An 11,126-nucleotide genomic window follows, 5' to 3' on the forward strand; every position below is an offset into this window, starting at 1 on the left:
AAAAAAAGTGTTCAAAAGTATAAATCATAACTTTAAGCATTTGAACATTAAACTTTAAATAAAAATAATGATTACAGTTAACGACATATCGGTGCAATTTGGTGGGACTACACTTTTTAGTGATGTTTCTTTTGCTATTAATGAAAATGATAAAATTGCCCTAATGGGTAAAAATGGAGCAGGAAAATCGACGCTTCTAAAAATAATCGCAGGACAAAGCAAACCTTCGACTGGAAATATTTCGGCACCCAAAGATGCTATTGTTGCTTATTTGCCTCAGCATTTATTAACGACTGATGGAGCAACGGTAATGGAGGAAACTTCAAAAGCTTTTGGAGAAATTTTTGGAATGAAAGCAGAAATCGATGAAATCAATGAGCAATTGACTATTCGTACCGATTATGAAAGCGATGAATACATGAAGCTTATCGAAAGGGTTTCTGACTTGAGTGAGAAATACTATGCGATTGAAGAAGTAAACTATGAAGCTGAAGTTGAGAAAATATTAGTGGGTTTGGGTTTTGTTCGTGAAGATTTTACACGTCAAACTTCGGAGTTTTCGGGAGGTTGGAGAATGAGAATCGAATTAGCGAAAATCCTTTTGAAAAAACCGGATTTGATTTTGCTGGATGAGCCTACCAATCACATGGACATCGAAAGTATCCAATGGCTGGAAGATTTCTTGATTAATTCGGCTAAAGCTGTCGTAGTTATTTCACACGACAGGGCTTTTGTTGATAATATTACCAATCGTACTATTGAGGTGACGATGGGAAGGATTTATGATTACAAAGCCAAGTATTCCCATTATTTAGAGTTAAGAAAAGACCGTAGAATGCACCAGCAAAAAGCATATGATGAGCAACAACGGATGATTGCTGATAATAGGGCTTTTATTGACCGTTTTAAAGGAACATTTTCTAAAACAGATGCGGTTCAGTCTCGAGTTAAGATGTTAGAAAAACTGGTTATTGTACAGGTGGATGAAGTTGATACTTCAGCATTGAAACTAAAATTTCCACCAGCTGCTCGTTCCGGACAATATCCAGTAATTATAAAAGAGATGTCAAAGTCTTATGGAGATCACGTGGTTTTCAAAGATGCCAATGTTGTGATTGAAAGAGGTCAAAAGGTTGCTTTTGTTGGGAAAAATGGAGAAGGTAAGTCGACAATGATCAAAGCTATAATGAAAGAAATTGGGATTGATAATGGTTCTGTTGAAATTGGACATAATTCTCAAATTGGTTATTTTGCCCAAAATCAAGCAGCTTTATTAGATGAAAATGCCACTATTTTTGAGACTATTGATGATATTGCCGTTGGTGATGTTAGAACTAAGATTAAAGATATTTTGGGTGCTTTCATGTTTCATGGAGATGACGTAACCAAAAAGGTAAAAGTGCTTTCAGGTGGGGAAAAAACACGTTTGGCAATGATAAAATTATTGTTGGAGCCAGTGAATTTGTTGATTCTGGATGAGCCTTCTAACCATTTGGATATGAAAACTAAAGACATTATTAAGGATGCGCTTCGTGATTTTGACGGCACATTAATATTAGTTTCTCACGATCGTGATTTTTTAGATGGATTGGCTACCAAAGTTTTCGAATTTGGAAACAAACGCGTGAAAGAACATTTTGAAGATATCACAGGTTTCTTGGCGCACAAAAAAATGGAAAATCTGAGAGAGATAGAGAAGTAGTATTTACTTTCTGACTGAATACTAAAACAAAAAGACCGTCTTTTATATTTAAAGACGGTCTTTTTATTTTAGGACTTTCTGCTATTTATTCCTTGTTTAATTGATCAAGTGGCGGAGAGTCAAGATTACTCATGTCTCTAACGCATAAATATTTGCCATTTCTTTTCTCGAATAAACTCATATAGTTTCCACTTTCAATTTTGGTGTTTGTAGAATCGGTTAGCTGGTATCCTCCAATTTCAACGACATGGTTAGCGTCATTTGACACAAAAACTTCATTAGTAACAAATGAAACTGTCACTCCTTTTCGAAAAGTCGATAGATTTTCCCTAAAAGACTTTAGGATAGCATCTCTGCCAACTAATGGTTTGCTTCCGTTAAAAAAGCTGATAGCATCATCTGCGTAATACGTTAAGCCAGTAGAATCTCTTGTATTGTAATTTTTCGCAAAAGCATCTTCAATAGCTTGAATTTCGGCTTTTATTTGTTCTTTGTCAATTGTTGGAACCGGGATTGGTTCTTCCTTTTTTTGATTACAGGCTATCGATAAAGCAGTGATAACGACCAATAATCCTCCTTTTAAAATCTTGTTTTTCATAATTATATTTAGTTTAAAATCACTAATAATGCGTTTTTCAAAGATTTATTGAAACAAATTTAATCTAATATTATGAAATAATTTGAATAATTTCTATTTTTCTGAACAAGAATGGTTTATGTGAAAATTTTAAGTGGAATTGAGAAGAAGAAAGGTATTTCTTCGTAATTTAGCATAGATATGTTGGCTCAAGTTGTTTAATTTTAAATTAAAGATATGAAAAATAGTTTTTTAGCATTGGTAATATTAGTTTCAGGCTTATGGAGCGTACCGATGTTTTCACAAACCGACAAAGAACCCGAAGCTTTAGGATTGCCTGGAGATAATTTAGATCTTTATGCAGTCTTGGATATTTTTCAAAAATCAAAAACCATTGAAGATTTTGAAAAAACGTTAAACGATGAAAAAACAAAAGTAAATAATCTTGATTTAGATAATGACCAGAAGGTTGATTTTATAAAAGTAGTCACTAAGAAAGATGGTGATGATTTTACATTTGTTCTTCAGGATGCGGTAAGTAAAACGGAAACACAGGATGTTGCTGTTATTTTGGTCTCAAAGGATAAAAATAAGAAAGTTACCATGCAGATTGTGGGAGATGAAGACTTGTATGGAAAAAATTATATTGTAGAACCGAAAGCTTCTCAATCCGTTACTTCTAATCCTGGATATGTGGGCCCAGATCCTGTTACCGTGAATGTCCCGGCAACGACTACCGTTGTAGTTGAATCTGCCCCAATTGTGCAGTATGTGTATTCTCCGGCTTATGTACCTTACTATCCACCTTATTATTACGGATATTACCCTCCTTATTTTGCGGCATTTACGATAATGGCGGTTGGTATTTATCGACATAATCATTATCATTATCACGGTGGCGGTTATGGTTATGGCAATACGACTGTGATTCATAATACAAATAATTTTAATAATTATAATAATAATAGTAGAAATAGATCTAACACTGTGTCGCATAATAAGGCCAGTGGTAATTATAAAAATGTTGGTAATAGATCAGGTAGTGACAGAGGTAATAGAGCGTCAACGGGAGCATCGACAAGACCATCTACAGGAGCGTCAACGAGACCATCTACAAGACCAACAACTCCATCAGCATCAACACGACAATCATCTTCACGTGAATCTAAGTCAACGCGTCAATCGGCATCAACTCGCCCTTCATCAAGTAGTTCACGCTCTTCTAGCTCTTACAGTGGCGGAGGTCGTTCAGGTGGAAGCGGAGGTTTTAGTGGTGGTCGCGGCGGTTTCGGCGGCGGCGGCGGTATGCGTGGAGGAAGAAGATAATAAGTAGTTGTTTTTTTTAATCCTGTATCTGTTTTTCAGGACTAGATAAAACATATAAAAAAAGAGGCAGTCTTTAATAAGGCTGCCTCTTTTTTTATAATCGTATTCCGGGAGGAAGTAATTCTTTATAGACTGGATTCTTTTTGAAGAAAACAACTATTTTAGGAAGGATTGGAACTACTTTAAATTTTCGCTCCAGGGCTATTTCCATAATGTTTTTAAGAAAATTTGAAATAAATTCTTCGTTATCAAATAATTCCGGGGTATTGATTTTTGTTAAAAATATCTTTTTTTCCTGAAAAGAATATTCAACAGAAACTAATCCTTCGTCGACTACGGTTTCAAATTGTCTTGCAAATGTATTGTCTTTGATTTCCATAGTAAAATTTATTTCTGTGTGTTTAATGATGATTCATTGGTACTTCTACCAAAAGTATTTTTGATTTGGTTTTGCATTGTATTTTGAATTCTTCAAAATCAGTAATTCCCATAGCATCTCTTGCTTTCAAGATTACATTGTCAATAGCTATTTCGCCATCAATTAAAAATAAGTACACACCGTTTTTGGGTATTTTAACTTTGTATGTCGTTGTGGAATTGCTTTCGAAAATTCCTAAACTAAAAAAGGTTTTCTGGTAAACCCAAAGCGCATTTCCGTCATTATTTTCTTTTGGTGAAACAATATTTACAAAGGTATTGATTTGATTTTCAATATCAAATGATTTTTGATCGTATCTCGGTTCTACATTTTCCCTGTCAGGGAATACCCATAATTGAAGTGTTTTTGCCTGTTCTGTTTGACTAGCATTCATTTCCGAATGTTCAACTCCAGTTCCGGCACTCATGACTTGTACTTCTCCAAAACGGATTACTCCCTCGTTTCCCATACTGTCCTTATGTTGTAAGCCGCCTTCAAGCGGAATCGTGATAATCTCCATATTGGCATGTGGATGTGTGCCAAAACCCGTTCCTCCAGCAATTGTGTCATCGTTTAAGACACGTAGCATGCCAAACTGAATTCGGTCAGGATTGAAATAATTTCCAAACGAAAAAGAAAAATTAGCTTTAAGCCATCCAAAATCAGCTTTGCCTCTTGAACTCGATTCAAATAGTTTTGTAGTCATAAATTATTGATAATATAAGGTGGGAATTCGGTTAAGTTTCAATAAAAAAATTAATTTTATACAAAATTCGGGATAATAATTCGGAATACTGTTGTAAAATCGTTAAAACAAATATGAGTAAAATCCCTGTTTATTTGATGCCGGGCTTAGCGGCCAGTTCTAAAATTTTTGAGCGCATTGCGCTTCCGGAAGATAATTTTGAGATGATACTGCTGGAATGGGAGCTTCCTTTGGATAACGAATCCTTACCGGACTATGCGAAGCGGATTGCAGAAAAAATCACACATCCGAATCCGGTTTTAATTGGGGTTTCGTTTGGTGGGATTTTGGTTCAGGAAATGGCAAAATTTGTTCAAACCAGAAAAATAATCATTATTTCAAGTGTCAAAAGTAATTTGGAATTCCCGAGAAGGATGAAAATTGCCAAAACGACCAAAGCATACAAATTAATCCCGATGAGTCTGATTCTGAATGTTGAAAATCTGGCTAAATTTTCTTTTGGGGAAAAGGTCAACCAAAGGTTGAAATTGTATGAAAAGTTTCTTTCCGTTCGGGATATTCGCTATTTGAATTGGGCGGTTGAGCGGGTAATTCTGTGGGACAGAATAGTTGTAGATGAAAGTGTTGTCCATATTCACGGGGACAATGATGATGTTTTTCCAATTAGATACATCACAAAATGTATTATTGTAAAAGGAGGAACACATATTATGATTCTGAACAAGTACAAATGGTTAAATGAAAATTTACCTGATATTATAATGGGCACAAGTACTAATTTTGATTTAAAAGTATAATGAATATGAAAATGGAAAAATTAAATAAAATTAAAAGGATAAGTCTGATTACAGCAATGGTTTTGGTGAGTGGTATGTTTATTTTTGCAACTAAACCAAAATCCCAAAATGAATTTGCAAGACAAGTAGAAGGAGGTTATTTTCCAGCGAAAGTTGATTTTGCAGGTGAAGCAGCTCCTTTGGGAATTTCGGATGTTAAAGAACGTTTGGACAGGGAGTTATTGGTAAACGAAAATCTTCATGCCTCGACCGCATTGATTTTGAAAAGAGCCAATCGTGCTTTTGCGGTGATTGAACCTGTTTTGAAAAAAAATGGAATCCCTGATGATTTCAAATATTTAGCGGTTATAGAAAGTGGTTTGGTCAATGTGGTTTCTCCGGCCGGGGCCAAAGGTGTTTGGCAATTTATGCCGGAAACGGCCAAGGAAAGAGGTTTGGAAGTGAATGAAAACATAGATGAGCGTTATCATTTAGAGAAAGCTACGCAGGCAGCCTGCAGTTATTTCTTGAAGGCTAAAGAAAAATTTGGGAATTGGACGCTCGTGGCTGCGTCCTATAATGCAGGAGAAGCCGGAATTAAAAAGCAAATAGATATTCAAAAAGTGTCTAATTACTATGATTTATTGCTTTCTGATGAAACCTCAAGATATGTGTTCAGGATTCTAGCCTTAAAAGAGATTATGAAAAACCCGTCACAATTTGGATTTGCAATTGCTCCGGAAGCACAATATGAAATTTTGCCTGTAAAGAAGGTGGAAATAGACAGTTCTATTACGGATTTGGCCGATTTTGCAAAAAGCCAGGGTATTAATTATAAGATTCTAAAAATACACAATCCGTGGCTGAGAGAATCTAAGTTTGTCAATGATTCCAATAAAAAATACCAGATAGAGATTCCTTTAAAAGGATATTAATTTGAAATAAAAAAAAAGGGCCAAATGTTTTTCATTTGGCCCTTTTTCAATAATTTATAAATTATATTTTCTTCATTTGTTCTTTCATCATGGTGATTTGATCTTTCAACATGTTTTGCTTGTCCAGTTTTTTAGCTTCGTTTAATAGAGCAGTAGCTTCCAGTTTTCTGCGACGTGTCATCGCAACTCCCGCTAAATTTAATTTGGCTACAGCCAAATCCATATCCATAGATAATCCTAACTCGATTGCTTTCTTAAAATATTTCTCAGATTGATTGATATTGGTTTGCGAAAGCATAATTCCGTGTAGGTAATTAAAGTATCCTTGTTGTTTTCTTACCAAAGCAGTTTCTGGATTTTTGATGTAAGCCAACCATTTTTTAGCACCTTCAAAATCTTGTTTTCTCAATTTTAGGAAAGCCAATAAAATGAATTCGTTTTTAAAGTAAAGAAAAACAGGAATGGCACTTAGTAAAATAAGGAAAATTCCATTTCCGATATTGCTTTCTGTAAATTGCCAAATGCCAGCAACTATAATAAGTCCGGCAATAATAAGTTTAATATTTTTGTGAAACATAGTAAGGTGTAATTTTATGATTGCAAAGATAGTAAAAGGAATTAAAAATATTTTTATAAAACTACTTGCCAGAAAAAAAAGTCTTTGTATATTTGCACTCGGTTTTAGAATAACGGTTATTCAAAAAACAATAAGACATAAACTAAGATTTTAAAGATACAAAGCAATGAGCAAAAGAACATTTCAACCATCGAAAAGAAAAAGAAGAAATAAGCACGGATTTATGGACAGAATGGCTTCTGCGAATGGAAGAAAAGTTCTAGCGCGTAGAAGAGCTAAAGGAAGACATAAATTGACTGTTTCTAGTGAACCTAGACACAAAAAATAATGTTTGTATAAACTTATATAAGGCGTTACTTCTTTTAGTATCGCCTTTTTTTATACCTAATCGTTAAAAAAACATTAACAGTTAAGTTCTAAGGGGTTAAAGTTGGCTAACTTTAAACTTTCAAAAAAAAAAACTACACAACACAATAATACAATACAATGCCAAAAGACACATCCATAAAATCAGTTTTAATAATAGGTTCTGGTCCTATTGTTATTGGTCAAGCTTGCGAATTTGATTATGCAGGATCTCAATCAGCCCGTTCTATCCGTGAAGAGGGAATTGAAGTTATCCTGATTAACTCTAATCCGGCAACAATCATGACCGATCCTTCTATGGCGGATCATGTTTATTTGAAACCGTTAACGACCAAATCCATTATTGAAATTCTTAAAGCACATCCACAAATTGACGCTGTTTTACCTACCATGGGTGGTCAAACTGCGCTAAACTTGTGTTTGGAAGCTGATGAAAAGGGAATTTGGCAGGATTTCGGAGTACGATTAATAGGTGTTGATGTGAACGCCATTAATATTACAGAAGACAGAGAGCAATTCAAACAATTGCTTCAAAAAATAAATGTTCCTACCGCACCGGCAAAAACAGCCACTTCTTTCTTGGAAGGAAAAGAAATTGCTCAGGAATTTGGATTTCCATTAGTAATTCGTCCTTCATTTACACTTGGAGGAACTGGAGCAGCTTTTGTGCATAGTAAAGAAGAGTTTGACGAAAAACTAACCTACGGATTAGAAATGTCACCAATCCATGAAGTTTTGATTGATAAAGCTTTGTTAGGTTGGAAAGAATACGAATTGGAGTTGTTGAGAGATAAAAACGACAATGTTGTGATCATCTGTTCTATCGAGAATATGGATCCAATGGGAATCCATACAGGAGATTCGATTACTGTAGCACCGGCAATGACTTTGTCTGATACAACATTCCAAAAATTACGTGATTACGCTATATTAATGATGCGTAGCATCGGAAACTTCGCAGGAGGTTGTAACGTACAGTTCGCTGTTTCTCCGGATGAAAAAGAAGATATCGTTGCGATTGAAATTAATCCTCGCGTATCCCGTTCATCTGCTTTGGCATCAAAAGCGACAGGTTACCCAATTGCAAAAATTGCTTCTAAATTAGCTTTGGGTTATAACCTAGATGAATTGCAAAACCAAATTACAAAATCTACTTCAGCTTTATTCGAGCCGACTTTAGATTATGTGATTGTAAAAATACCACGTTGGAACTTTGATAAATTTGAAGGAGCTGACAGAACTTTAGGACTTCAAATGAAATCGGTTGGAGAGGTAATGGGAATTGGACGTTCGTTCCAAGAAGCTTTACACAAAGCCACCCAATCATTGGAAATCAAGAGAAATGGTTTAGGTGCCGACGGAAAAGGATATACCAACTACGAGCAAATTATCGAGAAACTGACTTTTGCAAGCTGGGATCGTGTTTTCGTAATTTATGATGCTATCGCAATGGGAATTCCATTGAGCCGTATCCATGAAATCACTAAAATCGATATGTGGTTTTTGAAGCAATACGAAGAACTTTATACTTTAGAAAAAGAAATTTCTAACTATACCATACAATCTTTACCAAAAGAATTATTGCTTGAAGCGAAACAAAAAGGTTTTGCGGACAGACAGATTGCACACATGATGGGAGCCAAGGAGAGTGAAGTGCATTCTTTGCGTATGACAATGGATGTTAACCGTGTATTTAAACTGGTTGATACTTGTGCGGCCGAGTTTCAGGCTAAAACACCTTATTATTACTCCACTTTTGAGGCTGAAATTGAAAAAGCTAACGGTGAACGTTATGTAGATAACGAAAGTATTGTAACCGATAAAAAGAAAATAATCGTTCTTGGGTCAGGCCCAAATAGAATTGGTCAGGGAATCGAGTTTGATTACTCTTGTGTTCACGGAGTTTTGGCTGCAAAAGAATGTGGTTATGAAACCATCATGATCAACTGTAATCCGGAAACGGTTTCGACTGATTTTGATACAGCCGATAAATTGTATTTTGAGCCTGTATTTTGGGAACATATTTACGATATCATCCAACACGAAAAACCAGAAGGTGTAATTGTTCAGTTAGGTGGTCAAACAGCCTTGAAATTGGCTGAAAAGCTTTCTAAATATGGTATTAAGATTATAGGAACCAGTTTTGATGCTTTGGATTTAGCCGAAGACAGAGGACGTTTCTCTGATTTGTTAACCGAATTGAAGATTCCTTTCCCACAATTCGGGATTGCAGAAACGGCTGATGAAGCTGCAGCTTTGGCAGATACTTTAGACTTTCCATTATTGATTCGTCCTTCTTATGTATTGGGTGGTCAGGGAATGAAAATTGTGATCAACAAAAAAGAATTGGAAGAACACGTTATCAACTTACTGAAACAGATCCCAGGTAATAAATTGCTTTTAGATCATTATTTGGCCGGAGCAATCGAAGCGGAAGCCGATGCAATTTGTGATGCTGACGGTAATGTGTATATCATAGGAATTATGGAGCACATTGAACCTTGTGGAGTGCACTCAGGAGATAGTAATGCTACTTTGCCTCCTTTTAATTTAGGAGAATTTGTGATGCAACAAATAAAAGATCACACAGTTAAAATTGCTAAAGCGTTAAAAACTGTTGGTCTAATCAATATTCAGTTTGCTATAAAAGATGATACTGTTTACATTATCGAGGCAAATCCTAGAGCTTCCCGTACTGTTCCATTTATTGCAAAAGCATACGGAGAACCTTATGTAAACTATGCTACTAAAGTAATGTTGGGTCACAATAAAGTAACCGATTTCAAATTCAATCCGCAGTTGAAAGGATATGCGATTAAACAACCGGTTTTCTCTTTCAGCAAGTTTCAAAATGTAAACAAAGCATTAGGGCCAGAGATGAAATCAACAGGAGAAAGTATCTTGTTTATTGATGACTTGAAAGACGATCAGTTCTACGAATTGTACTCCAGAAGAAAAATGTATTTGAGTAAATAAACTTGAATTTTTTATAGTAAAGAAGCCCCGTTTGGGGCTTTTTTTGTGGAGTAGCATTTTTAGTATCAAGAAAGAAGTAAGATATAAGATATAAGATATAAGATATAAGATATAAGTTTTAGCTAATAGTTTATTGTTGAAGGAATGGTTTCAAATTTTTGAGGACGTAAATTGAAACTTGCATTTGCTAGAACTTCACAAGGATTGCAATAGGGAGGATATCCTACTTCATAGACTGCCCAGCTAACGATATTCATTTCATTGCCGAATAGCCTGAAATTTACAATAGAGTCTTTTGGTGCTTTAAAAATTTTAGAGCTTTCAATACCTAATTCGCTAGTGGTTTTTAATACAAAAAAACTCGTACTAGGATAGGTTGTATTTGTTTTAATATTTATTGTTGTCCAAGCTTCCGGTTCCATAATTATTTCTTCCACCTTTCTGTTCACATCCCAGTATTGAGGTTTTCTTAAAATAAATCCTTCGTCAGCTTCTAAATATTCTTCTTCCGTCATTTTGTATTCACCCATTGCATTAGTCATATGTGTCCGTAATAGCTTTTTTTGACATCCAAACTCAATATCATAATTACAATAGTATAAACTGATTTCTACTCCTTGCAGAGGCAAATTGGTTTTGTGTTCTTTTACTTTGATTGTATAAGATTTGATTTCTTCCTGATTTTCTGATTCTGATGAGGAGCAGGATACCAGTAAAGTAAAAAAGCAAATTAATAGATAGGCAGATTGTTTTTTCATAGCGATATT

11 protein-coding genes are annotated in these 11,126 nt (G+C 35.0%); 6 read left to right on the forward strand and 5 right to left on the reverse strand.

The annotated features are described in order from the left end of the window. Window positions 1-67: 67 nt before the first annotated feature. Window positions 68-1,702: an ABC-F family ATP-binding cassette domain-containing protein gene (locus ABEB23_RS01760; RefSeq protein ID WP_348810655.1), complete on the forward strand. Its 1,635-nt coding sequence runs from the start codon at window positions 68-70 to the stop codon at window positions 1,700-1,702. 85 nt (window positions 1,703-1,787) lie between these two features. Here the strand turns inward: ABEB23_RS01760 and ABEB23_RS01765 are convergent, their stop codons facing one another. After that, window positions 1,788-2,300 (reverse strand): YybH family protein, encoded by a 513-nt coding sequence (locus ABEB23_RS01765; protein ID WP_348810656.1) that lies wholly within the window; start codon window positions 2,298-2,300, stop codon window positions 1,788-1,790. 237 nt (window positions 2,301-2,537) lie between these two features. Here ABEB23_RS01765 and ABEB23_RS01770 point away from each other — a divergent pair, with 237 nt between their 5' ends. Beyond that, window positions 2,538-3,605 (forward strand): hypothetical protein, encoded by a 1,068-nt coding sequence (locus ABEB23_RS01770; protein WP_348810657.1) that lies wholly within the window; start codon window positions 2,538-2,540, stop codon window positions 3,603-3,605. A 94-nt stretch (window positions 3,606-3,699) separates the two neighbouring features. On the opposite strand, the gene ABEB23_RS01775 is transcribed toward ABEB23_RS01770, so the two are convergent. Both ABEB23_RS01775 and ABEB23_RS01780 read right to left on the reverse strand, forming a co-directional pair. Further along, on the reverse strand, window positions 3,700-3,984 hold the full coding sequence (locus ABEB23_RS01775; RefSeq protein ID WP_348810658.1) for a GNAT family N-acetyltransferase: 285 nt from the start codon (window positions 3,982-3,984) through the stop codon (window positions 3,700-3,702). A 22-nt stretch (window positions 3,985-4,006) separates the two neighbouring features. Next, window positions 4,007-4,729 carry a pirin family protein gene (locus ABEB23_RS01780; RefSeq protein WP_348810659.1) on the reverse strand — a complete coding sequence of 241 codons (723 nt, stop codon included), beginning with the start codon at window positions 4,727-4,729 and terminating at the stop codon, window positions 4,007-4,009. A gap of 113 nt (window positions 4,730-4,842) precedes the next feature. On the opposite strand from ABEB23_RS01780, the gene ABEB23_RS01785 reads away from it, so the two are divergent. Both ABEB23_RS01785 and ABEB23_RS01790 read left to right on the forward strand, forming a co-directional pair. Beyond that, window positions 4,843-5,526 (forward strand): alpha/beta hydrolase, encoded by a 684-nt coding sequence (locus tag ABEB23_RS01785; protein ID WP_348810660.1) that lies wholly within the window; start codon window positions 4,843-4,845, stop codon window positions 5,524-5,526. A gap of 11 nt (window positions 5,527-5,537) precedes the next feature. Next, window positions 5,538-6,440, forward strand: a complete 903-nt coding sequence (locus tag ABEB23_RS01790) for a lytic transglycosylase domain-containing protein (RefSeq protein ID WP_438861662.1) — start codon at window positions 5,538-5,540, stop codon at window positions 6,438-6,440. A 61-nt stretch (window positions 6,441-6,501) separates the two neighbouring features. Here ABEB23_RS01790 and ABEB23_RS01795 read toward each other — a convergent pair whose 3' ends face one another. Continuing rightward, on the reverse strand, window positions 6,502-7,017 hold the full coding sequence (locus ABEB23_RS01795; protein ID WP_348810661.1) for a DUF2892 domain-containing protein: 516 nt from the start codon (window positions 7,015-7,017) through the stop codon (window positions 6,502-6,504). A gap of 166 nt (window positions 7,018-7,183) precedes the next feature. Between ABEB23_RS01795 and rpmH the strand changes: the two genes are divergently transcribed. Both rpmH and carB read left to right on the forward strand, forming a co-directional pair. Further along, window positions 7,184-7,345 carry a 50S ribosomal protein L34 gene (gene rpmH, locus ABEB23_RS01800; protein ID WP_008464848.1) on the forward strand — a complete coding sequence of 54 codons (162 nt, stop codon included), beginning with the start codon at window positions 7,184-7,186 and terminating at the stop codon, window positions 7,343-7,345. 158 nt (window positions 7,346-7,503) lie between these two features. Further along, window positions 7,504-10,359 (forward strand): carbamoyl-phosphate synthase large subunit, encoded by a 2,856-nt coding sequence (carB, locus tag ABEB23_RS01805; RefSeq protein ID WP_348810662.1) that lies wholly within the window; start codon window positions 7,504-7,506, stop codon window positions 10,357-10,359. Window positions 10,360-10,481: 122 nt separating this feature from the next. Here carB and ABEB23_RS01810 read toward each other — a convergent pair whose 3' ends face one another. Then, window positions 10,482-11,117, reverse strand: a complete 636-nt coding sequence (locus ABEB23_RS01810; protein WP_348810663.1) for a hypothetical protein — start codon at window positions 11,115-11,117, stop codon at window positions 10,482-10,484. Between the last annotated feature and the right edge of the window lie 9 nt (window positions 11,118-11,126).

Source organism: Flavobacterium maritimum, from assembly GCF_040049085.1.
Classification (GTDB): domain Bacteria; phylum Bacteroidota; class Bacteroidia; order Flavobacteriales; family Flavobacteriaceae; genus Flavobacterium; species Flavobacterium maritimum.

Coding starts and splice junctions, on each gene's coding strand:
- ABEB23_RS01760 (WP_348810655.1), top strand. CDS start 68: ATGATTACAGTTAACGACATATCGGTGCAATTTGGTGGGACTACACTT.
- ABEB23_RS01765 (WP_348810656.1), bottom strand. CDS start 2,300: ATGAAAAACAAGATTTTAAAAGGAGGATTATTGGTCGTTATCACTGCT.
- ABEB23_RS01775 (WP_348810658.1), bottom strand. CDS start 3,984: ATGGAAATCAAAGACAATACATTTGCAAGACAATTTGAAACCGTAGTC.
- ABEB23_RS01780 (WP_348810659.1), bottom strand. CDS start 4,729: ATGACTACAAAACTATTTGAATCGAGTTCAAGAGGCAAAGCTGATTTT.
- ABEB23_RS01785 (WP_348810660.1), top strand. CDS start 4,843: ATGAGTAAAATCCCTGTTTATTTGATGCCGGGCTTAGCGGCCAGTTCT.
- ABEB23_RS01790 (WP_438861662.1), top strand. CDS start 5,538: ATGGAAAAATTAAATAAAATTAAAAGGATAAGTCTGATTACAGCAATG.
- ABEB23_RS01795 (WP_348810661.1), bottom strand. CDS start 7,017: ATGTTTCACAAAAATATTAAACTTATTATTGCCGGACTTATTATAGTT.
- rpmH (WP_008464848.1), top strand. CDS start 7,184: ATGAGCAAAAGAACATTTCAACCATCGAAAAGAAAAAGAAGAAATAAG.
- carB (WP_348810662.1), top strand. CDS start 7,504: ATGCCAAAAGACACATCCATAAAATCAGTTTTAATAATAGGTTCTGGT.
- ABEB23_RS01810 (WP_348810663.1), bottom strand. CDS start 11,117: ATGAAAAAACAATCTGCCTATCTATTAATTTGCTTTTTTACTTTACTG.